Source organism: Bradyrhizobium sp. AUGA SZCCT0182, from assembly GCF_018130185.1.
In the GTDB taxonomy this organism is placed as follows: Bacteria; Pseudomonadota; Alphaproteobacteria; order Rhizobiales; family Xanthobacteraceae; genus Bradyrhizobium.
Genome location: NZ_JAFCLY010000003.1, coordinates 264,940 through 291,395, shown reverse-complemented (window position 1 = coordinate 291,395; position 26,456 = coordinate 264,940). Strand labels below are relative to the sequence as shown.

At 63.8% G+C, this 26,456-nt stretch carries 22 protein-coding genes; 14 read left to right on the top strand and 8 right to left on the bottom strand.

Translation table 11 applies throughout. The annotated features are described in order from the left end of the window. Window positions 1-113: 113 nt before the first annotated feature. Window positions 114-5,864, top strand: a complete 5,751-nt coding sequence (locus tag JQ611_RS05815) for a GAF domain-containing protein (RefSeq protein WP_249132936.1) — start codon at window positions 114-116, stop codon at window positions 5,862-5,864. Next, complete coding sequence (locus JQ611_RS05810; RefSeq protein ID WP_212265389.1) at window positions 5,861-6,250, top strand: response regulator; 390 nt, start codon at window positions 5,861-5,863, stop codon at window positions 6,248-6,250. The genes JQ611_RS05815 and JQ611_RS05810 overlap by 4 nt, the downstream gene beginning before the upstream one ends. 104 nt (window positions 6,251-6,354) lie before the next feature. Here JQ611_RS05810 and JQ611_RS05805 read toward each other — a convergent pair whose 3' ends face one another. Continuing rightward, entirely contained in the window at window positions 6,355-7,938 is a 1,584-nt protein-coding gene (locus JQ611_RS05805; RefSeq protein WP_212464768.1) for an MDR family MFS transporter, read from the bottom strand. A gap of 273 nt (window positions 7,939-8,211) precedes the next feature. Next, complete coding sequence (locus tag JQ611_RS05800; RefSeq protein ID WP_211995626.1) at window positions 8,212-8,724, bottom strand: YcgN family cysteine cluster protein; 513 nt, start codon at window positions 8,722-8,724, stop codon at window positions 8,212-8,214. Between the two features lie 306 nt (window positions 8,725-9,030). Here JQ611_RS05800 and JQ611_RS05795 point away from each other — a divergent pair, with 306 nt between their 5' ends. Genes JQ611_RS05795 through JQ611_RS05785 form a run of 3 tightly spaced genes read left to right on the top strand, consistent with a single transcriptional unit; the run spans window position 9,031 to window position 12,533 of the window. Beyond that, on the top strand, window positions 9,031-11,316 hold the full coding sequence (locus JQ611_RS05795; protein WP_212265391.1) for a transglycosylase domain-containing protein: 2,286 nt from the start codon (window positions 9,031-9,033) through the stop codon (window positions 11,314-11,316). Between the two features lie 27 nt (window positions 11,317-11,343). Next, window positions 11,344-11,922 carry a DUF1214 domain-containing protein gene (locus JQ611_RS05790; protein ID WP_212265392.1) on the top strand — a complete coding sequence of 193 codons (579 nt, stop codon included), beginning with the start codon at window positions 11,344-11,346 and terminating at the stop codon, window positions 11,920-11,922. Beyond that, the gene (locus JQ611_RS05785; RefSeq protein ID WP_212265393.1) at window positions 11,919-12,533 is read left to right on the top strand and encodes a DUF1254 domain-containing protein; all 615 of its coding nucleotides are present in this window, start codon (window positions 11,919-11,921) and stop codon (window positions 12,531-12,533) included. Before JQ611_RS05790 ends, JQ611_RS05785 begins: the two co-directional genes overlap by 4 nt. Before the next feature lie 22 nt (window positions 12,534-12,555). Here JQ611_RS05785 and JQ611_RS05780 read toward each other — a convergent pair whose 3' ends face one another. Beyond that, complete coding sequence (locus JQ611_RS05780; RefSeq protein ID WP_212265394.1) at window positions 12,556-13,383, bottom strand: MBL fold metallo-hydrolase; 828 nt, start codon at window positions 13,381-13,383, stop codon at window positions 12,556-12,558. A gap of 94 nt (window positions 13,384-13,477) precedes the next feature. Between JQ611_RS05780 and JQ611_RS05775 the strand changes: the two genes are divergently transcribed. After that, window positions 13,478-14,335, top strand: coding sequence for a LysR family transcriptional regulator (locus JQ611_RS05775; protein WP_212464767.1), 858 nt, complete (start codon window positions 13,478-13,480; stop codon window positions 14,333-14,335). 4 nt (window positions 14,336-14,339) lie between these two features. Here the strand turns inward: JQ611_RS05775 and JQ611_RS05770 are convergent, their stop codons facing one another. Further along, window positions 14,340-15,113: a hypothetical protein gene (locus JQ611_RS05770; RefSeq protein WP_212265396.1), complete on the bottom strand. Its 774-nt coding sequence runs from the start codon at window positions 15,111-15,113 to the stop codon at window positions 14,340-14,342. A gap of 15 nt (window positions 15,114-15,128) precedes the next feature. Then, window positions 15,129-15,320 (bottom strand): hypothetical protein, encoded by a 192-nt coding sequence (locus tag JQ611_RS41560; RefSeq protein ID WP_249132934.1) that lies wholly within the window; start codon window positions 15,318-15,320, stop codon window positions 15,129-15,131. A gap of 241 nt (window positions 15,321-15,561) precedes the next feature. Here JQ611_RS41560 and JQ611_RS05765 point away from each other — a divergent pair, with 241 nt between their 5' ends. After that, the gene (locus tag JQ611_RS05765) at window positions 15,562-16,536 is read left to right on the top strand and encodes a DUF2336 domain-containing protein (protein WP_212265397.1); all 975 of its coding nucleotides are present in this window, start codon (window positions 15,562-15,564) and stop codon (window positions 16,534-16,536) included. A 76-nt stretch (window positions 16,537-16,612) separates the two neighbouring features. Here the strand turns inward: JQ611_RS05765 and JQ611_RS05760 are convergent, their stop codons facing one another. After that, window positions 16,613-16,957 (bottom strand): DUF1491 family protein, encoded by a 345-nt coding sequence (locus JQ611_RS05760; RefSeq protein WP_212265398.1) that lies wholly within the window; start codon window positions 16,955-16,957, stop codon window positions 16,613-16,615. A gap of 285 nt (window positions 16,958-17,242) precedes the next feature. Between JQ611_RS05760 and JQ611_RS05755 the strand changes: the two genes are divergently transcribed. The 6 genes from JQ611_RS05755 (at window position 17,243) to JQ611_RS05730 (ending at window position 22,972) form a co-directional block, all read left to right on the top strand. Continuing rightward, entirely contained in the window at window positions 17,243-17,866 is a 624-nt protein-coding gene (locus tag JQ611_RS05755) for a TetR/AcrR family transcriptional regulator (RefSeq protein ID WP_212265399.1), read from the top strand. Window positions 17,867-17,875: 9 nt separating this feature from the next. Further along, entirely contained in the window at window positions 17,876-18,991 is a 1,116-nt protein-coding gene (locus JQ611_RS05750) for an alpha/beta fold hydrolase (protein WP_212464766.1), read from the top strand. Between the two features lies 1 nt (window position 18,992). Next, window positions 18,993-19,748: a hypothetical protein gene (locus tag JQ611_RS05745; protein ID WP_212464765.1), complete on the top strand. Its 756-nt coding sequence runs from the start codon at window positions 18,993-18,995 to the stop codon at window positions 19,746-19,748. Next, the gene (locus JQ611_RS05740) at window positions 19,658-19,984 is read left to right on the top strand and encodes a glycosyltransferase (protein ID WP_212464764.1); all 327 of its coding nucleotides are present in this window, start codon (window positions 19,658-19,660) and stop codon (window positions 19,982-19,984) included. The genes JQ611_RS05745 and JQ611_RS05740 overlap by 91 nt, the downstream gene beginning before the upstream one ends. Window positions 19,985-20,012: 28 nt before the next feature. Beyond that, window positions 20,013-21,095: a class I SAM-dependent methyltransferase gene (locus JQ611_RS05735; RefSeq protein WP_212265401.1), complete on the top strand. Its 1,083-nt coding sequence runs from the start codon at window positions 20,013-20,015 to the stop codon at window positions 21,093-21,095. Between the two features lie 236 nt (window positions 21,096-21,331). Next, entirely contained in the window at window positions 21,332-22,972 is a 1,641-nt protein-coding gene (locus tag JQ611_RS05730; protein ID WP_212265402.1) for a hypothetical protein, read from the top strand. A gap of 8 nt (window positions 22,973-22,980) precedes the next feature. Here the strand turns inward: JQ611_RS05730 and JQ611_RS05725 are convergent, their stop codons facing one another. Then, window positions 22,981-23,727: a peptidoglycan-binding domain-containing protein gene (locus tag JQ611_RS05725; protein ID WP_212265403.1), complete on the bottom strand. Its 747-nt coding sequence runs from the start codon at window positions 23,725-23,727 to the stop codon at window positions 22,981-22,983. Beyond that, on the bottom strand, window positions 23,720-25,555 hold the full coding sequence (locus tag JQ611_RS05720) for a PAS domain-containing sensor histidine kinase (protein ID WP_212464763.1): 1,836 nt from the start codon (window positions 25,553-25,555) through the stop codon (window positions 23,720-23,722). The genes JQ611_RS05725 and JQ611_RS05720 overlap by 8 nt, the downstream gene beginning before the upstream one ends. Before the next feature lie 435 nt (window positions 25,556-25,990). On the opposite strand from JQ611_RS05720, the gene JQ611_RS05715 reads away from it, so the two are divergent. Next, window positions 25,991-26,401 carry a DUF5330 domain-containing protein gene (locus JQ611_RS05715; RefSeq protein WP_212464762.1) on the top strand — a complete coding sequence of 137 codons (411 nt, stop codon included), beginning with the start codon at window positions 25,991-25,993 and terminating at the stop codon, window positions 26,399-26,401. Window positions 26,402-26,456: the final 55 nt, after the last annotated feature.

Genomic DNA, 26,456 nt, shown 5'->3' with positions numbered 1-26,456 from the left:
GGATGGCGCTGGCTTGGCCGCGCCTGGAATGAAATTATCTGCCACATTGGTGCGAGCGCTGATGGCTTGAGGCCATCGTCCTGCAGGGCTTGCCGTGAAATGGATTTGAGTGAATGACCGCGCTCCCCCCGGACGCCGTGGCCGATCTCTACAAGCTGGTTGCCGAGCTCGAGCAGAGACTCGAATCCAGCTTCGCCGCCCACGACGCGGCGATCGCCCGTCAGGCGGCGATGGACGCGGAAAACGGCCGGCTCATTCATGAACTGAGCATCGCCCGCGAGCGCCAGAACGCCAGCGCCGATATCCTGCGAACCATTGCCAGCGTATCGGGCGATGCCGAACACGCGCTGTACCAGATCGCCGAGACGACCGCGCGATTGTTCGATGCGGCGAGCGTCACGATCCGGATCGCTGACGGCGACAGATGGGGTCTCTCGATCCGTTTCGGCGAGGGCTCCGAGCGTATCGGCAAAGAAGTACCTGCGGCGCAGCTTGAGATCGGCGCCCGCAACCTCCCAAGCGCGGTATTTGCCCTCAACCAGCAGATCCATGTGCCTGATCTGACCAACCTCGGTCCCGAGATGTCCGAATGGCCTGGTCTCGTGACCTCGCGCGCCTCGGGTCTTCTCACGGTCGCCGGCACACCGTTGCGGCGCGAGGGCAAGCCGATCGGTATTCTCATCGTCTACCGAGACCGCCTCGCGCCCTTCACCGACGACGAACTCGCGCTGCAGCAGAGCTTTGCGGATCAAGCCGCAATCGCGATCGAGAATTCGCGGCTGTTCAACGAACGGCGCCAACGCACCAACGATCTGAGCGAATCCCTCCGTCAGCAGACCGCGACCGCCGACGTGCTCAGGGTGATCGCGTCCTCGCCGGCCGATGTCGAACCGGCGCTCAAGGCAATTGTCGAAAGCGCCTGCGCACTTTGTGACGCCTATGATGCCAACGTCCTGCTCAGGATTGGCGACCATCTGCATTTCAGCGCCCATCACGGACCGATACCGACAGGTCAACACAGTCGTCCGATCAGCAGGGAGTGGGTCACGGGTCGCTCGGTTGTCGACAAGGTACCTGTGCAGGTGTCTGACTTTTGGGCGCCCGAGGCTGCCGATTTTCCCGAGGGGCAACGGCAATCGCGCGAACAGGGGCACCGCTGTACCCTCAGCATACCTCTCCTGCGGGAGGGAGAAGCCATTGGTGCGATCGTACTTCGTCGCCTGGAACCGGTGGCCTTCACAGCCAGACAGACAGCCCTGCTGCAGACCTTTGCGGACCAGGCTGTGATCGCCATCGAAAACGTGCGGCTGTTTCGCGAGACAAGGGAAGCGCTGGAGCGACAGACAGCCACGGCCGAAATCCTGAAGGTCATTGCCGCCTCTCCCTCCGACGCGCAGCCGGTGTTCGAAGCCATCGCTGCCAGCGCCAAGCGACTGCTCGGCGGGTTCTCCGCCACGGTGCTGCGCTTTCTCGGCGACGAACTGCATCTGGTGGCGTACACGCCGACCAGCCCCGCCGCCGATGAAGGCCTGAAGGCCTCGTTTCCGAGATCAATCTCGGAATTCCCGACATTCGCGCTGGTGCGCAATGGCGAGACCGTTCAGTTTTCCGACAGCGAAGCCGAGCACGTCCCGAAGTTGAACCGGGATCTGGCGCGGCTGCGCGGCTTCCGCAGTGTATTGTTCACGCCGCTGATGAACCAGGGCGTGCCGGTCGGCATGATCAGCGTCACCCGTGCGGAGCCGGGCGCCTTTGCCGCCGACCACGTGCAATTGCTGCAGACATTCGCCGACCAGGCAGTGATCGCGATCGAGAACGCACGCCTGTTCAACGAAACCAGGCAGGCGCTCGAGCGACAGACCGCGACGGCTGATGTCCTCAAGGTGATCGCCGGCTCGCCGTCGGATGTGCAGCCGGTGTTCGAGGCCATCGTGGCCAGCGCGAACCGGCTGATCGGCGGATTTTCCACCGCGATGTTTCGCTACGTCGACGACCAGATCCATTTGTCCGCATTCACTCCGACGGACCCCGCGGGCGATGCGGTGCTGCAATCCTCGTTCCCGATGCCGCTTGGCCGGTTCCCGCCCTACCAGCTGGTCCGCAACGGCGCGCCGGCGGAACTCGTCGATACCGAACTCGAGCCGGCCGCACGCGACATCGCGCGTGCACGGGGATATCGCAGCATGCTGTTTGCGCCGCTCATGAACGAGGGCAAGGCCGTCGGCATCATCACGGTCAGCCGCCGGGCACCCGGCTCGTTCGACGAGCCGCACGTCCGGCTGCTGCAGATGTTCGCCGCGCAGTCGGTGATCGCGATGGAAAATGTGCGGCTGTTCAACGAGACGAGGGAGGCGCTGGAACAGCAAAAGGCGTCGGCGGACATCCTCCGGGTCGTCAGCAGCTCTGTCGCCGATGCCCAGCCCGTATTCGACGAAATCTTGCGCAGCATCGCGCATCTGTTTGGCGGCGATGACCGGTTCATCTACCTCGCAGGCGATGATGGACTGCTCCATATCGGCGCGGCGCACGGCGCCAACGCCGAGCGCGTGCGCGCGCTGTACCCGGTGCCGCTGGAGGGTACCGCGAGCGAGGTAGCCTTCCGCGAGCGCCGCCTGATCCATTACGCCGACGTATTCAACGATCCGGACGTGCCTTCGGCCCTGCGCGAGATCGCCCGCCGTATCGGAAAAAACTATTCGATGGCGCTCGCGCCCATGCTGTGGGAGGACCGTGCCATTGGCTCGATCTTCGTAGGCCGCACTTCGATGAAGCCGTTCAGCGAAAAAGAGTGCAGCCTGCTGCGCAGCTTCGCCGACCAGGCCGTCATCGCGATCCAGAACGCGCGGCTGTTCAACGAGACGCGGGAAGCGCTGGAGCGGCAAACCGCGACGGCCGACATTTTGAAGGTCATCGCCAGTTCGCCTTCGGACGTGCAGCCGGTGTTCGACGCGATCGTAAAGAGCGCTGCGCGGCTTTTCGAGCCATGCTCGGCCACCATCACAACGCTGAAGGATGGCAAATTGCATTGGAACGCAATCGCGGAGATCGCGTCGAGTTTCGATCACGAAGCTGCCAGGGCCAAGTATCCGATCGCATTCGACCCGGATCGCTCACCCTCGGCGCGTGCGATGCTGGAGCGCCGAATCATCGAGATTCCCGATGCCAGCGCGCCGGACACACCAGAGTTCACTCGAAAAATCGCAGCCGCTGGTGGCTTCCGGAACATCATATTCGTGCCGCTGATCCATGAAAACAAGGGCATCGGCACCATCATTCTGACGCACCCGCAGGTGGGGTTCAAGCTTTCGGACAAACAACTCGCGCTTGTCCAGACCTTTGCCGATCAGGCCGTGATCGCGATCCAGAATGCTCGCCTGTTCAGTGAAACCAAGGAAGCGCTGGAGCGGCAGACCGCGACGGCGGATATCCTCAATGTCATTGCCGGTTCCCCGACCGACGTACAGCCGGTGTTCGACGCCATCGCCGAAAGTGCCAAGCGGCTGCTCGACGGCCAGACCGCGCTCGTCACCCGCGTCGCCGGCGACCAGCTTGACCTGGCGGCCCACACCGCCGGAAGCGAGGCCGGTGATGAGGCGATCCAGAGTTCGTTCCCGACCCCCCTCTCCTCCTCCGGAATGCACAGCCGGGCGGCGCTGACCGGGACGATCGCGTTCCGGACCGATATCGAAACCGAACCCGACGTCCCCGAAGCCGTCAAGGAAACGGCGCGCGCCCGGGGTTACCGGAGCATCATCTCCGTGCCGATGCTGCGCGAGGGCGTTGCGATCGGCACCATTGGCGTCTCGCGCGCAGAACCGGGGCGGTTCGCCGACAACCAGATCGACCTTCTCAAGACGTTTGCCGACCAGGCGGTGATCGCGATCGAGAATGTCCGCCTGTTCAACGAGGTCAAGCAGCGCACGGAAGACCTGAGCGAGTCGCTGCAGCAGCAGACCGCGACCGCCGACGTGCTCAAGGTGATCAGCCGTTCCGCGTTCGATCTGCAGAAGGTCCTCGACACGCTTTCGGAGTCGGCAGCCGGCCTGTGCGAGGCCGACATTGTCGTCATCCATCGCAGGGTCGGCGAGGGATTTCGAGGCGCGGCGAGTTTTGGCTTGCGCGAAGAGCATCACCGCACGGTCATGGAGATCGACCACAAGCCTGGACGCGGTTCGCTTGGCGCGCGCGTCCTGCTCGAAAATGCACCGGTACTCATCGAGGACGCAGAAAACGACCCAGAATATGACTTCGCTTTGCAGCAACGGGTCGGCATACGAAGCATGATGGGCGTTCCGTTGCTGCGCGAAGGCGTCGCGATCGGCCTGCTGCTGTTGTTCCGCAAGAAGGTGCATCCTTTCACCGAGCGACATGTCGATCTTGCCATGACCTTCGCCGACCAAGCCGTGATCGCGATCGAGAACGTGCGGTTGTTCGACGAGGTGCAGCAGCGCACCCGCGAGCTTTCGGAATCACTGGAGCAGCAGACCGCGACGTCGGAAGTGCTGAGCGTGATCAGCCGGTCGGCTGGCGATCTGGAACCGGTGTTCCAGAGCATGCTCGAAAACGCCACGCGCATTTGCGGCGCGCAGTTCGGCCTCATGAACCTGTACGACGGCGACAGCTTTCATACCGTCGGCTTTCACAACGTGCCTCCGGCATTCGAGGCCGCCAGGCAACAGAGTTTTCGGGCGCATCCCGACGGCGACCTCGGACAGATGGTCCTGACAAAAAAGGTTGCACACATTCATGACCTCCGCACACGGCCACTTTATATCCAGGGCGATCCGGCGACCGTACAGCTTGCCGAACTGGCGGGCGCGCGCACGATCCTCATCGTGCCTATGGTCAAGGACGACGAGTTCGTCGGCACCATTGGAATTTACCGTCTCGAAGTTTCGCCGTTCAACGAAAAGCAGATTGCGCTGTTGAGCAGCTTTGCAAGCCAGGCCGTTATTGCGATCGAGAACACACGGCTGCTCAAAGAGCTTCGGGAGCGAACCCACGATCTCACCAAGTCGCTCGACGATCTGCGCACCGCGCAGGACCGGCTGGTGCAGACCGAGAAGCTCGCTTCGCTCGGCCAGCTCACCGCAGGCATCGCGCATGAGATCAAGAACCCCCTCAACTTCGTCAATAATTTCGCCGCCCTTTCGGCGGAACTGACCGACGAACTGAACGACGTGCTCAAGCCTGCCGAGATCAGCGACAAGATCCGCGAAGAGGTTGACGAACTGACCGGCCTGCTCAAGGACAATTTGCAAAGGGTGGTCCAGCACGGCAAGCGCGCCGATTCCATCGTCAAGAACATGCTCTTGCATTCGCGCGAGGGAGGCGGTGATCACCGGCCCGCCGACATCAACGCGCTGATCGACGAGAGCCTCAACCTCGCCTATCACGGCGCCCGCGCCGAACGAGCCGACTTCAACGTCACACTGCAGCGCGACTTCGACGCCAATGCCGGCATGGTCGAGGTGTTTCCGCAGGAAATCACCCGCGTGTTCCTGAACCTGATCTCGAACGGCTTTTATGCCGTGAACCGGCGCAGGATCGAGGCCGGCCAGCCCGGATTCGATCCCGTGCTGATCGCCACCAGCCGCAACCTCGGCGACGCCGTCGAAATACGTATCCGCGACAACGGTACGGGCATTCCATCCGAAGTGAAGGACAAGATGTTCAACCCGTTCTTCACCACAAAACCTGCGGGCGAAGGCACCGGCCTCGGCCTGTCGATGAGCCATGACATTATCGTGAAACAACATGGTGGCACGATCGACGTCGATACCGAGCCCGGTCAATTTACCGAGTTTCGCATTGTTCTGCCGAGGACCAGCAATCCTCTCAACAAGTCCCGGGGTTCGACGTGAGTGTTCTGGTGCTTGTGGTCGATGACGAGCCCGACGTCGAGGCGCTGTTTCGCCAGCAGTTCCGCAAGGATTTGCGCGCGCAGCGCTTTGTGATGGATTTCGTCAGCTCTGCGGCCGATGCGCTCGCCCGCATCGGCTCCACCATCGAGCATTCGCTGATCCTGATCCTGTCGGATATCAACATGCCCGGGATGACCGGGATCGAGATGCTGCCCAAGGTTAAAGAGATCCGGCCAGACGTTCCCGTCATCATGATCACCGCCTATGGCGATGCGGAGACCAGGCGCAAGGCGATCGCCGGCGGCGCGATAGGTCTGTTGACCAAGCCGATCGACTTCGCCCTGCTCCGGGACGAAATCGATACGCGGCTGGCACAGGCGAGCTGAAGCGTTTTCGAGCGAAGTGGGTACCGGTTCGCGCGAAGAAAACGCGTCAAAATAGGAATCTAGAGCTTCGGTTCTGATGCAATCAGAGCCGAAGCTCTAGCGCCCTATTCCGCCATCTCGACGGGCGGCGGCGTCCCCGGCCCGGCCAGCGGCCGTTCTTCCATCAGGATCATGCAGAGCGTGGCGCCGGCCATCAGCGCGGCCGCGGCGCCGAATACGTAGCGGAACGCCGTGATCATGTCGGCGACGGGAATCGAATTCAGGGGACCGTGGTGTTCGCCGACCAGCGAAATGTCCGCCCCCAGCACCATCAGCAGGATCGCGGTGAAGGCTGCGACCGTGAACGACGACATCAGCGCGCGGAAGAAATTCATTGCACCGGTGACGGTGCCGATCTGCGGCCGCGCCACCGAATTCTGCAGCGAGACCACGCTGACCGGGAACGTCGTTCCGAGCCCGAGCGCGAAGATCGACAGCAGCACCAGCAATCCCCACAGCGGCAGCGTCGTGAGCGCCAGCGCGCATCCCGAGACCGCTGCCAGCGAAGTGCCGACGATCGCGACGCGCTTGTAATGTTTGGCGCGCGCCATGGTGCGTCCGGCGATCGCGGCGCCACAGGTCGAGATCGCGGCGAGCGGAATCAGCGCGAGGCCCGCCTCGCTGGCGCTGAGGTGATAGACCACCTCGTAATAGAGCGGCAGATTTACCGTCAGTCCGGTGATGGCGCCGAGCGCACATCCGCCGGCGGCCATCGCGTAGGGCACCACCGTTCCACCCATCAGCGGCAGCGGCAGGAACGGCTCGTCGGCCTTGCGCGCGTGCCAGACGAAGCTGAACGCCAGCGCGGCCGACGCGCCGATCATCGCGATGATGGTCGGCGACAGCCACAGATAACGGTTGCCGCCCCAGGTCAGCACCAGCATGAACACGACCGCGGCCGCCATCAGCAAGACGCCGCCGAGCCAGTCGACCTTGCGCCGGCGGTGGAACACCGGGATCTTGCCCATCTTCGGCAGCAGCAGCGCCAGCGCGCCGAGCGCGAGCGGCACGTTGATCCAGAAGATCATCGACCAGTGCAGATGTTCGGCGAACACCCCGCCGACGACCGGCCCGCCGATCCCGGCGGCGACCCACACGCCGCTGAAATAGGCCTGGTATTGGCCGCGTTCGCGTGGGCTCACCACGTCGGAGATCACGGTCTGCACGACAGGCATGATGCCGCCGCCGCCGAGGCCCTGCAGGCCGCGCGCGAGGATCAGGATCGGCATGTTCGGCGCCAATGCGCACAGGATCGAGCCCGCGACGAACAGGCTGAGGGCGACAATGATCATGACGCGGCGGCCGTAGATGTCGCTCAGCGTGCCGAACACCGGCGCCACCGCGGTCGATGCCAGGAGGTAGGCCGTGATCACCCAGGAGAGATTGGAAACGTCGCCGAACTGGCGGCCAATGGTCGGCAGCGCGGTCGCGACGATGGTCTGGTCGAGCGCGGCCAGAAACATCGTCAGCATCAGGCTGATCAGGATGGTGCGGACCTCGTCCTGGGTCAGCGGCGCGCGCGGCGCAATCGGCGGCGCATCGCTGACATCGATGACCTCGGTCGTGATGTGCGAGATTTCAGCCGAAATTTCGTCGGTTAACGTATCGTGGTCGGCAGGTTGACCGCGCTGCCGTTCGAACTTGTTCATTTGAAAGTAATATTTTTCTTCGCAGCTCAAAGCCGCCGAGATGGAATCGCTATATCGGCTGCACTTTAGGGCGCAAACTGCTCCGGCGGCAGGCACCTGCGCGCATGGGAGCATCCCGCGAGCGCAGCTTCGCAATCACGTGATCGACGGCGCGCGCAAAACGCTACGATTTCGGCCGCTTTTTGAACCTGCCCGTTTCATGCAGCGCAGCTTCGCAAAGGGCGCGGGAGCATGGGGTTGTTTTCGTGATTTGCTCCGGCCCGCGCTGCGAGTTCACACCGGCCGCTTCTTCAACCGCGCCCGCTTCGGCAACAGCGCCGGCCATTGCACGATGTGATCTTCGAGATCCTCGTCGGCAATCTCGTTTTCCGTTCCCTGCACCCGCCCGCGCACGGAAACGCCGGCCTCATGCACGGTATTGGGATCACCTGATAGCAGCGGGTGCCACCAGTAGAGGTCACGGCCCTCGGCGACCAGCTTGTAGCCGCAGCTCGGCGGCAGCCAGTTCAGGGTACGGACGTTTTCCGGGGTCAACCGGACGCAGTCGGGAACCTTGGCGGAGCGGTTCGGGTAGTCCTTGCAGGCGCAGGAGCCCGAATCGAGCAGCTTGCAGGAGACATGGGTGAAATAGATCTTGCCGGTATCCTCGTCTTCGAGCTTTTCCAGGCAACAGCGCGCGCAGCCGTCGCACAGGCTTTCCCATTCGGCGCTGGACATCTCTTCCAACGTCTTGGTTTTCCAGAAGAATCCCTCCTGGCCGGAAGCTCGCTTGGGCGGTGCGGTCATGAATTCAGGGTTTTCCGGATCGGATCGGTCTTGCGCCCTTCTAGGAGGTGCGGTGGCAGCCTTGCAAGCGAGACCGCTCCGGCCGGTATAAAAAGCCGGGGGCAGCGTTAGTCCTGACCATCAAAATGGTGAGCCAGACCATTGGTTTATGGCCCCCGCTCGGATAGAACAACCGCGAGTCCCCAACGTGCTTGAAGGTCGCCTGGCGAGCCGTAAAAGCGCCTTGGGTTTGCCGCAACATCGAAGCAAGACGTCTCGATAGCGCCAAGCGTGCGCAGAGCGCCTACGAACCGACCAAGGGCCCCGGTGCGCCAGTTCATTCCAGCGCGATGGAAGACAAAGATCCAGCACGTCATGCTGGACCTCGACGCGCGCATCGACTCGACGCTGTTCTCATCCGGCAAGGGCGCGCGCGAACTCTATGAGCGCTTTTCGACCTTCATGGACCGCTTCTATGTCGGCGGCTGGAAGCGCTGGGTGTTCATCGAGCCGGCTTCGGAAGCCGCCACCATCGGTCTCGGCGGCCTGATCCTGATGCTGGCGCTCGCGGTGCCCGCGTTTCGCGAAACCGCCGACGACGACTGGCTGAAAAAATCCGACCTCGCGGTGTCGTTCCTCGACCGCTACGGCAATCCGATCGGCAACCGCGGCATCAAGCACAACGACTCGATCCCGCTGGAGGACTTTCCGGACAATCTGATCAAGGCGACGCTCGCCACCGAAGACCGCCGCTTCTACGACCATTTCGGCATCGACATCGCCGGCACCGCGCGCGCCCTCGTCACCAACGCGCAGGCCGGCGGCGTGCGCCAGGGCGGTTCGTCGATCTCCCAGCAGCTGGCGAAGAACCTGTTCCTGAACAACGAGCGCACCATCGAACGCAAGGTGAAGGAAGCCTTCCTTGCGATATGGCTGGAGACGCGGCTCACCAAAAACGAGATCCTGAAACTCTATCTCGACCGCGCCTATATGGGCGGCGGCACCTTCGGCGTTGACGGTGCTGCGCATTTCTATTTCAACAAGTCGGCGCGCGACGTCACGCTGGCCGAATCCGCGATGCTGGCCGGCCTGTTCAAGGCGCCGACCAAATACGCCCCGCACATCAACCTGCCCGCCGCGCGCGCCCGCGCCAACGTGGTGCTGGACAACCTCGTCGATGCCGGCTTCATGACCGAAGGTCAGGTGTTCGGTGCGCGGCGTAATCCGGCCGTCGCCGTCGACCGCCGCGACGAGAATTCGCCGAACTACTATCTCGACTGGGCGTTCGAGGAGATGCGCAAGCTGGTCGACACGTTCCCGAAATCCTACACCGAGCGCGTCTTCGTGGTCCGCACCGCGATCGACATGACCGTTCAGCGCGCCGCGGAAGCAACCGTCGAGAACCAGCTCCGCCAGTTCGGCCGCGACTATCATGCGACCCAGGCGGCCCTTGCAGTCGCCGACCTCGATGGCGGCGTACGCGCCATGGTCGGCGGACGCGACTATGGCGCCAGCCAGTTCAACCGCGCGACCGACGCGATGCGCCAACCCGGTTCGTCGTTCAAGCCCTATGTCTACGCCACCGCGCTGATGAACGGCTACAAGCCGTCCTCGATCGTGGTCGACGGCCCGGTCTGCATCGGCAACTGGTGTCCGCAGAACTACAGCCACTCCTATTCGGGACCGATGACGCTGACGCAGGCAATCACGCGTTCGATCAACGTCATTCCGGTGAAGCTCTCGATTGCGCTGGGCGGCAAGTCGCCCAATCCGGCCAAGGCCGGCCGCGTCAAGATCACCGAAGTGGCGCGCAGGTTTGGCATCAAGGCGCCGCTGCCCGATACGCCGTCGATGCCGATCGGCTCCGACGAGGTCACCGTGCTCGAACACGCGGTGGCCTATGCGACCTTCCCGAACAAGGGCAAAGCGCCGATCCCGCATGCGGTGCTGGAAGTCCGCACCGGCGCCGGCGATCTGGTCTGGCGCTTCGATCGCGACGGCAAGAAACAGCTGCAAGCCATTCCCGTCAACGTCGCCGCCGAGATGTCGGAAATGATGAGCCACGTCGTGAGCGAAGGCACGGCACGGCGCGCGATCATCGATGGCATTCCGACCGCCGGCAAGACCGGCACCACCAACGCCTATCGCGACGCCTGGTTTGTCGGCTTCACCGGAAACTTCACCTGCGCGGTCTGGTACGGCAATGACGACTATTCCCCGACCAACCGCATGACCGGCGGTTCGCTGCCGGCGCAGACCTGGCGTGAGGTCATGGTGGTCGCTCACCAGGGCGTCGAGATCAAGGAAGTGCCGGGCATCGGCATGGGCACGAAACTGCCGCAGGCGGCCCAGCCCGCCAACGTCGCCGCCAATGGCGCGCCGAAGATCCTCGACACCAAGCCGGGACCGCCGCCGGTGCTCACCAAGCGCGGCGCCGACATTCTGGTGCGCGTCGAGAAGCTGCTCGACGAAGCCGGCAAGACCGCGGGCAAGACGTCGGCCAGCGAACCGGCCAAGCCGGGCAAGTCGACATCGTCGAGCGCGCTGGCCTTCCCCGACAATTACGTCGCAGCCGCCGGCGACCCGGCTCCGCCGGCGCAGCGGAAGAACTAGTGCAGTGATTTTGCGGAGCACTGGCCTGTGCGGCTGATCTTCATCACGTTGCTCGCGTTGGCGCTCGCCACCGTCGTCGGTCTGGGCTCGACCTATATGACGGCGACGCGCGGCACTGATCTTGGCACGCTCACGATCGGTTCGTGGACGGCGCGGCCCAAGAGCGGCACCGCCGAAGTCGATCCCTATTCACGCGCCTCGATTGCACGCAGCGGTGAATTGCCGATCGGCACCGGCGACGGCATCGCCTTCTCGGCCACGTCAGACGACAAGAAGAAGCCGCTCGACGGACGCTGCGACGTGGTGGTCAGCGGCGTGACGCCGGCGGCGCGGTTCTGGACGCTGACGCTGTTCGACCGCAAGGGACATCTGGTCGCCAATTCGCTGCAGCGCTACGGCTTCACCAGCCAGGAAATCATCCGCGGCTCCGACGGGGCGTTCGAGATCCGCATCGCATCGCGCTCGCGCGCCGGCAACTGGCTGCCGACCGGCGGGATCGAGCGTTATGCGCTGATGTTGCGGTTGTACGATACACCGGTCGGGGTCGCGACGCGGACGCAGCGCGACGCGCCGATGCCCTCCATCACGACGGTGGGCTGCCCATGATCCGGCTCTTGTTCACGATCATCGCAGGCGTGCTGCTCGGCGGCGTGGTGCATCTCGTCAGCGTGCTGGCGCTGCCACGCATCGCAACCCAGGACGCCTATTCGCGGCTGACGCCGATGACCAGGACCAACGCCGTGACGCCGCTCGCGCTCGCCAACCCCAACAACGCGCCGATGCCGTTCATGGATCCCGCGTTCGCGGTCGCGATCTGCCGCTACGATTTGTCGACTGGCCCGCTCAAGCTCACGGTGCCGGTCAGCCAGGCCTATACGTCGGTGTCGTTCTACACCCGCAACGAGGTTGCTTACTACGCCATCAACGACCGCTCTGCCGGGCGCAAAGTCATCGAACTCGACCTGATGACCGAGGAGCAACACGGCCAGTTGCCGGAGGATGAGGAAGTCACCGCCGCCGACCGGCTGATCATCGACTCCCCGACCATCACCGGGTTGATCGTGCTGAAGGCGTTGGCGCCGGAGCCCGGCCTGATGCCGCAGGCCCAGGCTTCGCTGGCGGCCTCGCGCTGCACGCTGCAGACCGAAATCCCGCCGCCCAAGCAGCCGGAACCGCCGCCACCCGCGCCCGCCCCCGCGCCGAAGGGCAAGCGATAGCCGCCGCGCACCACGCGAGCGGTTAGTGCTGCCCGCAGCGGCAGTGCTCGTAATCGACGGGATCATGGCTGTTGAAGATCGTCACGGCATCACTGTGCGCAGCCTTCAGCGTCCGCAGGCGCTCCTGATTTTCGATGCGTAACGCGCGGTCCATGTCGGCGCGGCGCTGAAACAGGCCGAGCACCAGCGGCATTTTCGGCTTTGCCTGGATCTGGCCGTGGAAGAAATAGGCGTCGCCGGCGTGCAGCAGCCATTTGTCTTTGGTGCGCACGGCGATGCCGCAATGGCCGAGCGTATGGCCGGGCAACGGGATCATCAGGATGTCGGGTTCGCGATCGCCGAGCGCACGCACGCCCCTAAAGCCGAACCAGTCCTCGCCGCCCTCGCCATACAGCACCCATTCCGGGCCATGCTTCCATTGGTCCCTGACGTAGCGGCCCTTCGGTGCCGGCATGCGATGGAGCACCGCCATGTCGAGTTCGCGGCGATGGACATGCACCTTGGCATTCGGGAAATCCGGGACGCCTCCAGCGTGATCGCGATCGAGATGCGTCAGCAGCAGGTGCCGTACATCATCAGGCGAATAGCCGAGCGCCTTGACCTGCCGCACGGCCGTTTCGGCGGGATCGAGCCTCGGCGTCGTCTGCCGCACCCACTTGCGCCCCAGCCGCGGCGGGTTGGCAATGTCATCGAGCCCGATGCCGGTATCGACCAGCGCAAGCCCGTCATGGGTCTCGACCAACAGGCAGTGACAGACCATTCGCGCCCGCCGGAACATGCTGCCGGTGCCATTCACGAACCGCTGGCCGATCGGGCACATGGTGCCGGTGTTGATGTGGTGGACGCGCATCGCAAGCTCCTTCGCTGAAGTCAGGCGCCTTGGTTGCCATTTCTCCATTCATAGGTAAAATATTGATATCTGATAATATCAATAGGATATAACTATGGATATCCGCGAGCTGCGCTATTTCACGGCCGTGTTCAGCGAACGTAACCTGACGGCGGCGGCGAAGCGTTGCTTCATCTCGCAGCCCTCGATCTCCGCCGCGATCACCAACCTCGAAGCCGAGCTCGGCACCACGCTGTTCATCCGGCACAAGAAGGGCGTCGCACCGACCGCGTCGGCCGAACAATTCCACGCCGTCGCCCGCCGCATCATCGACGACGCGGACGCCGCGAAGAACCTGTTCCGAAAGCCGTCGACGCGGCGGCAGTTGACGCTCGGCCTGATGCGCACGCTCGACATGCCGCGAACGATCGCGCTGCTGAAGCCGCTGACCGGAACCGCCGACGTCGCGCTTCGCCTCGTCGGCATCAAGGACGCCGCGGACGCGCGGATCATTTCGAAAAACATCATCGATGCCGACGAGCACTTCATTCCGCTGTGGGTCGAACGCTACGTCGCCGCGCTGCCGCCTTCGCACCCGCTCACGCTGAAGGAGCGGCTTCGCACGTCGGACCTTGCCGGCGTCGCGATGATCGATCGCTGCCATTGCGAGCAGAGTGAGTTCTTTGGCCGAGCCGCCTCCCCGTCGCGCCAGCCCGCGGCGATCGCGGAATCCGAGGACTGGACGATGGCGCTGGTCGCGGCCGGCGTCGGCATCGCCATCGTTCCGGAGGGCGTGGCGCGCGCCAATCCCGATGTCGCCGTGCGCGAGATCGATGTCGACGTGAAGCGCCAGGTTGGCCTCGCCTATAGCGCAGCGCGGCCGCCGTCAGAGGTGCTGCAGAATTTTATCGCGCGATTGCAGAGCGGGCGCCCGAAAGCCGGCCGCGTCAAATCGGCCGGCAAGGCGCGCTGATGGATCAGCCCTTCACCGTGACCGCACGCCCGATCACGGGGTTGGCGGCGACCGGCGGGTTGGCGGTTTGGGCGGCGAGTTCGCCGATCAGACGGTCGGCGTCGGCGGCGATGGTGTCAGGCGCCTGGATCACCAGCCGCTCCAGCGCCCAGCGATAGGAGGAAATCCTCCGCTCCAGGCACTGCTGCACCCATTGCACGATCAGTGTGTTCTCTTCCATGCGGGCGACCGCGTCGGCCTGTTCCCGCGGCGACAGCTCCGACACCATCTTCAGGCTGGCGCTGCGCTTGCGGTCGAGTTCGATCACGCGGATGGCGGACGAAAAGAACGGCTCGAACCGCGTGATGTCGTTGCGCACGTCCTCGATCAATTGCTGATAGCGCGAGGTATGCGAGCGGTGCGGCTCGTCGATCAAGGCGCGTCCATAGGTGGTGCGATCGAACACGACCTTCTGTCGCCAGGGCGAGGGCAGCGGCTGGTAATCGCCGAACACGCTCTTCCAGGCTGGCCGCGAAAGCGGCGGCTCGATCAGGGGATAGGCGAGATCGCGAAGCTGGCGTTCGTTTTCGGTGAGCTGGAAATGCGACGGCTTGAGCCCGACGCTGCCGGTCGCTTCCGCGCCCAGCCAGCGATGCATATCGTCGTTGCGGAAATCGGCGCGGGTGCGGCCGAAATCGCCGCCGCTGCAGCCGCCGAGGGCCGAGCCAATCAGGATGAGTATGAGAGCCGGGAGTGACCGAAACCCGGCGGTCCGGATCGGATGGCGCAGCTCCGGCATTTCAAATGTCCCTTGTCAGGGGCGCCGACGGCGACGGCGGCCGGGAGCTGTACCTTCTTCCGGTCCGCGTCCGCCGCTCTCGTCGGTTGGACGTTCGATCCGGACAACCGGAAGGATCAGTACGGTCCCCATGCCCTCGCGTGAAGCGCCATCCAGGGCGGGCCGCCGCGAAGCTGCATCCGCCGGAAATTCAATGATGGTGCCCATGTTCCGTTCTCTCTCATTGCCGCACAGACATGATTTGGCCGGCGACATGCGATCATTCAGAACAGAACGTGGTTAACGGCATCTTAATCGCCGCTTGGAGGCCAGCCACCGGATCGGCCGCTGTGGTTTATGCAACACCCGCAAAATCCCGGCATTCTTTCAGGGGTTGTTTTCCTTAACCAACTCTTAAAGCGCCCCGCGTAGGCTCAGCCAAGGGATTTCCAAGTCGCGTATACCTCACATGACCGCAGCACCATTATTTCCGGGCTTCGACGGGCTGATGTCGCTCTCGCGCCGCGAGGGCGTCGATATCCGCCCTACCTTGCTGCGCGTGCTGACCGACCTTTATGTCCAGGCCAGCGCGCATTCCGCCGACGAGGAGCGGCAGTTCGTCGAGTTAACTTCACGGCTGATCGACCAGGTCGACGACGCCACCCGCGCGGCCGTGCGGGCCCGGCTTGCCATCTATCCGGCGACCCCCCTCGAGATCATGAACAAGCTCGGATTGCGGCGCGCCCATCCCGGCCAGACGGTGCCGCTCGCGCCTTCGATTGCCAAAGCCCCGCCCGAAGCGCCCCCCCGGGTTCCGACCGAAGCGGAACTGCGAATGGCTTCCAGCCTGGCGATGCGGCCCAACGATGCCGCCGAAATCAGCGACATGTTCTTTGCGGCCAATGCCAGCGAACGCGCGCAGATCCTGCACAATCTCAACGAGACGCCGCTGAAGGCCTCGGCGCGAATTCCGGCGGCGCGCGCCAAGCGTGCGATCGAGACGCTGGAGATGGCCGCGTTTGCCGAGGACGCCGACAGTTTCGCGCTGGAGATCGGCGAGGCGCTGATCCTGCCGGCGCGGATCGCCACCCAGGTGGTGAATGACCCCGGTGGCGAGCCCCTGGCCTGCGCGGCCCGTGCGCTCGACATGCCGAGCGCGGCGTTCCAGCGGATATTGATGTTCCTCAATCCCGAATCCGGCGTCTCCGTGCACCATGTCTACCGGCTGTCGCGGCTCTACGACCGGCTGACCGAACGCTCCGCGCTGGTCATGCTGGCGGCGTGGCGCGGCTCGACCATGGCGGTCACGCGCGCCAAATACCGCGCCGCGCTCTACGACGACGAGCGCAACCGCGCCCGCTCCGCCGCATCCCAGACACGGCCTGCCGTACAGCCCGGAAGCGCACCAATCGTGCGCACCGGCACCGACGGATCGGGGCGGTAGACGGCGGCATAACGATCCGGTGGGCCCGGACACAAAATCTCGAAAACAACCCCATGCAAAGTAGAATGGGCCGGCCTCAGGCCTTCGCCAGATCGAGAAAATGCCGCCCTGCACGGTCTTCGGTCTCGACGATCCAGGTGTCGGGATCGAACTTAATTTCCTTAACAAGGCGTTCTTCCACCGATTGCTCAGGCACCGGCTGCGGCGACGCCGGCACGAACAGGCGCTCGGTCGGCCGGCTCTCGTCATAGACGGTCTGCGGCGCCGGCCCGTACAGCATGGCGTTGCCGTCGAGGTGGGCCACCTTGACGAACACAGCACCGGCTTCCTCCGCGCCGCGCCGGCGCACGGCGCCGAAGACGCCTTCGGTTTGGCAACGGCGCAGATAGGCCGCCACCCAAATACTCGATTTCAATCGCATGGGTTCGACGATAGGCCAGCGTCCAGGCTGGCGCCAGAGGCCATGGCCAGGCGCGTTCCCTTGCGCACGCAGTCGGCAGAGTTATCCGCAACGGGATCGTGACAAGCGTTTGTCAAAACCGGAACGGTTTCCAAGTCGCGGTTCCCGCCCAGTCATGGATCCACGGTAACTCCGGCCCATGCCGCACGTGAGCGCGCACAAGATCGTGAGCAGCCACGCAAGAATCTTGACTCGGTCGGTCGACCGAATTATGATGACCCGCGATCGCACCAGGGAGATTTCATCGTGGCGCGCGCAGCGGCCAAAAAAATCGAGAAAAAGGCAGAGACCAGCACCACGCTGCTCGAAGCCGCCAAGAAAGTGTTGCGCCAGAACGGCTACGCGGGCTTGTCGACCCGCGACGTCGCGGCGGCTGCCGGCGTTCCGTTGAGCCAGATCCATTATCATTTCGGATCCAAGCAAGGGATGGTGCTGGCGCTGTTCGAGTACTTGAACGCGCAGCTTTTGGATCGCCAGAACGCCATGTTCGGCGACACTCGTCTCAAACTGTCGGAGCAATGGGACCGGGCCTGCGATTATCTCGATGACGACATCGCCTCCGGCTATGTGCGCGTGCTGCAGGAACTGATTGCTGCGAGCTGGTCCGACCCGGCGGTCGCGCAGGTCGTTCGCACCGCGATCATGGGATGGGTCGATCTCATCGTCGGCGCGGCACGCAAGGCTGAACGCGAATTCGGCGGCCTCGGCCCGCTGACGCCCGAGGAGGTCGGAGCTTTTGCTGCCAACGCGTTCATCGGCGCAGAAAGCCTCTATCTGCTTGGTTTCGAGAAGAAAGGCTCGCCGATACGCCAGTCCTTGCGACGGGTCGGTGATCTCGTTCGCAGCGTCGAAGGTGCAGCCAATCGATGAGGTGACGCGATGCGTGCGAAATTGCCCGACGAAAGTGGTTTTATCGATCGCGACGGCGTCAGGATCTACTACGAGATCTACGGCAATGGCCCGGAAACCATGCTGTTCGTGCCGCCCTGGTGCATCGTCCATTCGCGGATCTACAAGGCGCAATTGCCGTATTTCAGCGAACGCTTCCGCTGCATCACCTATGACGGCCGCGGCAACGGCAAGTCGGACCGCCCTGAGGACGTGACGAGCTATTCGCTGGACAATTACGTGGCCGATCTGCTTGCCGTCATGGACGCCACCGGCGCGGGCAAGGCAATTCTCGTTGGCCTGTCGTTTGGCGGCATGCTCGCCAGCGTGCTGGCTGCGCATCACCCTGATCGTGTGAAGGCCGCGATCCTGGTCGGGACGGTAGCGAGCATCGGACCCGCCAACTATCCCCATTTGGCGAACAAGCATTTCGATGCCAAACAGGAGCGGTTCGACGGCTGGAATAAATTCAACCGCGCGCACTGGCTGGCGGATTACCCCGACTTCGCCGAACACTTCATTCGCAACATCCATACCGAGCCGCACTCGACCAAGCAGATCGAGGACGGCATCGGCTGGGCGGGCGAGACCAGCGGTCCCGTGTTGATCAACACCGTCGACGCGCGGATGATCCCGCCGCGCTTCGATGTCAGCGAAGCGATGTATCGCAAGATCCGCTGTCCCGTGCTGCTCATTCACGGCGACAACGACCAGATCCAGCGCCATGCACGCGCGAGATCGCTGGCCGAGGTGATGAATGCGGAGTTGGTGACCATTCCGGGCGGCGGTCACAACCCGCTCGGCCGCATTCCCGCAAAGACCAACACCCTGATTGTCGATTTCCTCGCTCGCAGGCTCGCCATCGCCGCCCCCGCAACGCGAGCGAACCACACGACAAGGAAGGCCAAACGCGCACTCTATCTCTCCTCGCCGATCGGCCTCGGGCATGGACGGCGCGATATCGCCATCGCGCGCGAGCTACGCAAGCTGCATCCGGAACTGGAGGTCGATTGGCTGGCGCAGGATCCCGTGACGCGCCTGCTGGAGGCCAACGGCTCGGGTCCATCCGCTGAGTGCGCGGCTGGCCAGCGAGTCCAGGCATATTGAGATGGAGTCGGGCGAGCACGACCTGCATTGTTTCCAGGCCCTCCGCAACATGGACGAGGTGCTGATCGCGAACTTCATGACTTTCCAGGATGCCGTCGACGAGGGAGGCTACGATCTCGTCATCGCCGACGAGGCCTGGGACATCGATCATTACTGGCACGAGCACCCGGAGCTGAAGAAAGCCGGGCTCGCCTGGTTCACCGACTTCGTCGGCTATGTGCCGATGCCGTCGGGCGGCGAGCATGAGGCGTTCCTGACCACCGACTACAACGCCGAAATGATCGAACACATCGAGCGGCATCCCGGCGTGCGCGACCGCGCCATTTTCGTCGGAAGCCCCGAAGACATCGTCCCGTTGTCGTTCGGCAAGGACCTGCCGGCGATGCGCGACTGGGTGCCGCGGCATTTCGATTTCGCCGGCTACATCATCGGCGAACACCCGCATATTTTCGGCAGCCGCGCGGAGCTGCGCGAGCGCCTCGGCTACCGGCCGGACGAGCCCGTCTGCATCGTCACGGTCGGCGGATCCGCCGTCGGCACCCACCTGATCAAACGCATCCTGCAGAGCTATCCGATAGCGCGGGCCAGGCTGCCCGAGTTGCGCATGATCGTGGTGGCGGGCCCGCGGATCGATCCGGCCTCGCTCGGCCGCCAGAGGGTGTCGAGATGCGCGCCTTCGTACCCGACCTCGACCGTCATCTCGCCGCGTGCGATCTCGCCCTTGTGCAGGGCGGCCTTACCACCTGCATGGAGTTGACCGCGGCCGGAACGCCGTTCCTCTACTTTCCGCTCCAGAACCACTTCGAGCAGAATTTCCACGTCGCGCATCGTCTCGATCGCTATGGCGCCGGCACGCGCATGGCATTCGCGACGTCGACGCCGGACATGATCGCTGAAGCGATGGTTGCTGCATTGCGCGCGCCGGCCAAATTCAAATCCGTCGAAGCTGACGGTGCGGTCCGTGCCGCCCGCATGCTGGCGGATCTGTTCTAACCGAAATCAATTGTCAGTGGAGGTAGCTATGTCGAGCGTTAATCAAGCGACCCGGATTGATGAAGGCAAACTCAACGCATTCGTCGGCCAGATGCTGGGCGACCTCGGGGGCGCGTCCAGCGTCGCCATGGTACGGATGGGCGATGCGCTAGGATTATACAAGGCGCTACACACCAATGGGCCGATGACCTCAGCCGAACTCGCCAGCACCGCGAAGGTCGATCCGCGATACCTTCGCGAGTGGCTGTCCAATCAGGCAAGTTCCAACTATCTGTCCTACGACCCTGCCTCGGCGAAATTCGCGCTGCCGCCCGAGCAGGCGATGGTGTTCGCTATTCCCGACAGCCCGGTCTATCTGATGGGCGGCTTCGATCTGATGGCGGCGATGTTCGAGAACCAGCCGAAAGTTCAGGCCGCGTTCAAGTCCGGTGGCGGTGTCGCCTGGGGCGATCAGGCCGGCTGCATGTTCTGCGCGGTGGCCCGCTTCTTCCGGCCCGGCTATCACAACAACATCGTATCGACGTGGCTTCCTGCTCTCGGAGGTGACGTGATGAAGAAGTTGGAGGCCGGCGCTGAGGTCGCGGACGTCGGCTGCGGCCACGGCTGGTCGACGGTCCTGATGGCCAAGGCTTTTCCCAAGTCCCGGTTCGTCGGCTACGACTTCCATCCCCGTTCGATCGCGGATGCAAAGGCGCATGCCGAAACCCACGGCGTTTCCGCCAACACGCGCTTCGAGGTCGGCCTCGCCAAGGACTATCCCGGCAAGGACTACGATCTCGTGACCTGTTTCGACTGCTTGCACGACATGGGCGACCCGGCGGGAGCCGCCGCCCACATCCGCCAATCCCTGAAGGACGATGGGACATGGATGATCTGCGAGCCGATAGCCGGCGATCGTCTCGAGCAGAACCTCAACCCGGTCGGACGCTTGTACTATGCCGCATCGACCATGATCTGCGTGCCGACCTCGCTCTCGCAGGAAGTCGGCACCGCCCTCGGCGCGCAGGCCGGCGAAGCACGGCTCCGCGAAGTCATTCTGAAGGGTGGCTTCAAGAGCGTGCGTCGTGCCACCGAGACGCCGTTCAACATGATCCTCGAGGCAAGGCCTTAGTATCCAGCGTGGCGGCTGTAAGCCTGGCAAAGTTTACCGGCCGCAAGAATCCTTGCGGCCGACATACGGCGGGTTGACCGTCGCGCGGACCAACCATATTCTCAAACCTGCGGTGCAAGCCGCACCCGGGTCCGCGGGAAGGGTCGAACCCACTTGCAGCTTCCAAGCAGCACCTAGAGCCTTTGTGCAGCAGCCGGTATTGCGGACCATCGGCGATCCTTGCACGGAGGTTTCCAATGGAACGATCGCCCGATCGACTAAATCTCGACCATCTCAAGAAGCAAGCCAAGGATCTGATCCGTCTCTACCGGCAGCGTGATGGCGACGCTTTTGCCCGCTTTCGCCGTGCCCTTCCGGCAGCCGCGGGGCAGAACGACGATCAGATCGCTTCCTTGAATCTCCGGCTCCATGACGCTCAATCGTGCGTGGCGCGCGACTACGGCTTCGCTTCCTGGCAGGACCTGAGACGTTATCTGGAAGCGCAATCGGCCATCGGCAGCGAGCGCGAGGAACGTGTCCTGCGTTGGCTCCAACTGGTTTATGCCGGCGACATCAATGGCACGGCAAATCGCGCCAATCCGCGCGTTGCCATCAGGATGCTGGCCGAAAACCCCGATCTCGTCTCGGGCAACCCCTATCTGGCATGTGCGATCGGCGCGGAAGATACGTTGCGACAGGCCACGCAGCAAGACCCGGCTTGGGTCAACCGTCCGGGTGGACCGCTACGCTTGCCTCCACTTGTCGCCGTCACGCATTCCAGCCTGTTGTCCGTCCCGGAATTCCGCGCGCGTCTGCATCGCTGTGCCCGTTTGCTGCTGGCGGCAGGCGCCGATCCCAACCAGCGTATCGGCAACCGTTGGCCACCGGCATCGATCAGCGAACCCGACGACGGCAATCCCTTGTCGGCGCTGTATGGCGCCGCCGGGACGAACCATGACCCCGAACTCACGAAACTGTTGCTCGACGCCGGCGCTGATCCTGACGACGGCGAGTCCCTCTATCACTCGCTGGAGAGGTTTGCATGTACCCGCCTGCTGCTCGAGCGTGGCGCGCATGTCGCGGGCAGCAACGCGATCTACCGTGCACTCGACTTCGACAATGTCGCCGCACTTGAACTGCTGCTTCAGCACGGCGGCGATCCAAATGAGCCCGCGCGCAATTCACCCTTGACCCACTGGGGTTCGCCACTGCTGTGGGCGATCCGCCGGCGGCGATCCCGCCGGTGTATCGAGACGTTGCTGGACGCCGGCGCAAACCCGCTGGCAGCGACGCCTGACGGCGTCAGCGCCTACCGGCTCGCCTTGCAGTTTGGCCTTCGCGAGGTCGCCGATCTCCTGCGCGCGAGCGCTGCACACGGGCCCATTCCGGATGAGGAAGCGTTCATTGCGGCCTGCGCCTGCGGCGATGAGGCCGAGGCCCGGCGCATCCGCGCCGGGCGACCCGACCTCCCCGAAACGCTTCCGGCCTCGCAGTTGCGGCTGCTGCCCGATCTCGCCGCCGAGGGCAACGATGTGGGGGTAAGGCTGATGGTCAGGCTCGGCTGGCCGATCGCGGTGCGCGGCGGCGACTGGAATGCGTCAGCACTCAATCTGGCGGTGTTTCGTGGCGACGCCGAATTGACCCGGTTCCTGCTCGAACATGGGGCAGACTGGACCGAGCAACATGGCTTCGGCGACAATGCCTGTGGTTCGCTTTCCTGGGCCTCTTGCAACGAGCCGGTCGAAGGCGGTGACTGGTCGGGCTGCGCGCGCGCCCTGCTCGACCATGGCATGCCGCGCGCGAAGCCGGATCATGACGGCTCGGAATGGATTTTGATCGACGGGCGGAGAAAACGATTCTCCGACGAGGTCACCGAGATCCTGCTGGATGGGTCGTAAGGCCCAGCTTACTCGATCGGACGGCCGGTCATTGCGGTGAGCTCTTTCACCAGTCGGTCGGACATCTGTCCGGTCACCGGCAGCTTGCGGTCGCGCTCGAATTTCGTGATTGCCGCCTGCGTGTCGGCACCGACGGCGCCGGTCGGCTTCAACTGGCCGTAGCCGTATTCGGTCAGCGCGCGCTGCACTGACGCCACGCGGCGGGCGCCCGCGGATTGCGCGGAGGCCGGAATCGGCGCCGGCGGCCTCACGACATGGGCTGTCGTGGCCGGAGCGGACCCGGCCGGCTTGGCCGCCGGAAGGGCAATGCTGGAAGCTGCAGCGGGAGCCGAACCGGTCGATCTGACCACCAGATTGGTCATGGGGTCAGTGTTTTTGGGGTCAGCGGATTTGGGATCCACGTTCCTGCTCTCGGCGGGTTTGGCCTCGACGGGTTTCGGTTCCGGAGGCTCGGCGGAACGCACCGCGAGTTCAACCGGGCGCGGACGGGGCAGCGGATTCGCAACCGCGGGCACCGGCAACGTCACGACCGAACCGAACATCGGCGACGGATGACGACCGGCCTGCAGAAACAAGGCGTTGGTGAGGATGGCGCCGATGGCGGCAACGGCCAGCGCGCCGGCCAGCATGTCCTTCGGACTGTGCAAGAGCATGCGCATCACAAATCCACGCTCTTCTTCCGCGTCGACTGCAACCGCTTTCGCGCCACGGCGGCGGCGCGGCATCTCGTCGTCCTCGATCGTTCGCTTAGGCACTTTTCTTCACCTGATGGGCTTGGTCTTGTAATCCTGATCGCAGCGCCGGCTTCAGCGTCGCGACATTGCTCGAAGGTACCGGGCTCGAAGGCGAATTCAATTCCACCGCCGACGGCGCGAAGGCAAGCGGCAAGACCACGGTTACCGTGGTTCCCTCATCGACCTTGCTCTGCACATTCACCTCGCCATGGTGCAATCCGACCAGGCCCTTCACGATCGACAGCCCGAGGCCGGTGCCTTCGTGCTTGCGCTGATAGGTCTTGCCGGCCTGGAAGAACGGATCGCCGATCCGCTTGAGATCGTCGGGTGCGATGCCGACCCCGGTGTCGGTAACGCGAAGCATCAGGCGCGAGCCCTCGACCGCAGCCGAGACCGTGACATTGCCGCCGCGCTCGGTGAATTTGACGGCGTTGGCGACCAGATTCAGCACGATCTGTTTGAAGGCGCGTGGATCGCCCGTCATCATGGGCAGATCTTCCGGCGCACGGGTGACGAGATCGACGCCGTTTTCGCGCGCTTTCAGGGCCAGCAGGTTGCAGCAATGCAGCAACGCGGCGCGCGGCGCGAATGGCTCGGGCGAAATCTCGAAATTGCCGGACTCCATCTTCGACATGTCGAGAATGCCGTTGACGACCGATAACAGATGCTGCCCGGAATCGTTGATCAGCTGCGCATATTCCTTGCGGCGCGCCGCGTCGATCATCAGCACATCTTCCTGAACGATCATCTCGGAGAACCCGATGATGGCGTTGAGCGGCGTGCGCAGTTCATGGCTCATGGTGGCGAGGAAACGCGTTTTGGACGCATCCGCCCGTTCGGCGGCGGTACGCGCCAACTCCAGCGCCTGCTCCTGCATCTTGCGGTCGGTGACGTCGCGCATCACGGCGACGACTTCGGCCTCGGGCGAGGCATGCTCGAGCGGCCGGCAGCGCATCTCGACCCAGATGAAATCGGAGTTGCTCTGGCCGCGGGCGACATCGCGCCGCAGCCGGAACTCGACGCTGCGCGCCTCGCCGCCACGCGCGGCGTCCGACAATGCGGTCAGATAGGCCGGACGATCGGCCACATGGACGCGGTCGAACAGGCCGTGACCTGCAAGCCGCGTGACTGAAGCGCCCAGCATGGTTTCCGCGGCGGGCGAAATGAACTGCACCGCGCCGTTGTGGCTGTGGCGTGAAATCACGTCGCTCATGTTAAGCGCCAGCAGGCGGTAGCGGTCTTCCTCGACACTGAGCAGCGCGACGCTGGTACGCGCCAGCGATTCCGAGCCAAAGGCGAGACCGACGGCATAGAGCGTCGCCGCTGCTATTCCAACCGCCATCAGGACGCTACGCAACGCCGCGTTCGGCTCCACCACCGGCAACAGGTCGAAATGCCCGAGGACAATCAATAGCGCGGCGCAGGACAACGCCAGCGCCGAGGCAAACGCGACGACGCGGCGCGAGGCCGAGAGCGCGGCCTCAAGCGGAACCACGACCAGCCCGACCGCGGCAAAGGACTCAATGCCTCCGGTCGTCGCGGCGACCATCATGACGAGACCGGCCAGCGCCAGCGACGACAGAATATGCGCGCCGTCGTAACGACCGGTGCGCGACAGGAACCATGACAGCAGGATGGGTGCGATCAGCCAGGCAAAAGCCGCAACCTCGATGGCCGTGGGCGCACCGCGCATCGCCAGGTAGACCGGGAATGCCGCAAAGGCGGCGAGGCTGCCGAGCAGCCGCGGCGCCATAAAGGCGCGATGCCGCGCGCGCGTCAGCGCATCATATCGTGCGGACGGATGCAGCAGCGCATCGAGACAATCGCGGATGATACTCAAAACACTCACGGCTTTTGCGCTTCGGCTTGTTCGTCTGACAGGTTGGCTTTGCAGACGCGCCGGAACGCCCCCTTTATCTTTGGCCCACCGTGTCAGAGCGAACTTAAGCGAACGCTAAGGCACGGCGGCCGGGCGGCAAACACCGTGCATTCGCGGAGCTTTAACCCGTTACGGAACGCTCATTCGACGCGGATGGTGAACGACAGGTTTCCGGCGCAATCAATCTATGGTTTCGAAATGGTGGACGGCCCCGGCACGCCCACTTTTTTGTGTTCGCGAATATCAATCGAAAATTTACGTCGAATCAAATCATTGGAATTTTCAGCGAATTTTCGGCGAATTTACTTCAATGCAAACACTTGCGATTTATCGACGGCTGATAGTCAGGAGTAAACCTGCGGACATAACCGCAACAGGACCAAAAGAAACGACCGGGGTCGCGAGATGTTCTTTCTGCTTCGCATGGTGTTCTGGCTCGGACTGGTGCTCGTGCTGCTGCCCAGAGAAAAGACGCCTGAATCGGACAAGCTGCCGCAGATCGGCGCCTCCGAAGCCGTATCGGCCGCGACCGCGGCCGTCTCCGACATGGGGCAGTTCTGCAAGCGCCAGCCGGCGGCCTGTGAAGTCGGCGGCCAGGCCGCGACCGTGATCGGCCAGCGCGCGCAGGACGGCGCGCGCAAGCTGTATCAGATCATCACCGACAAGCCCGATAAGCCCGACAAGAAAGCCCCCGACCACACCGGCTCGATCGACGGCCCGGGCGGCGACGAAGCCACATTGGCGGCCACCGCGCCGCGCGATACGCTCACGCAAGAGGATCTCGCAACCGAGTGGCGCGGCACGTCTGTGCATTGACGGAATAATGGCTGGAAAATAGGCCCGGAACCGGTTCCATTTTCGTCGCTTTCCC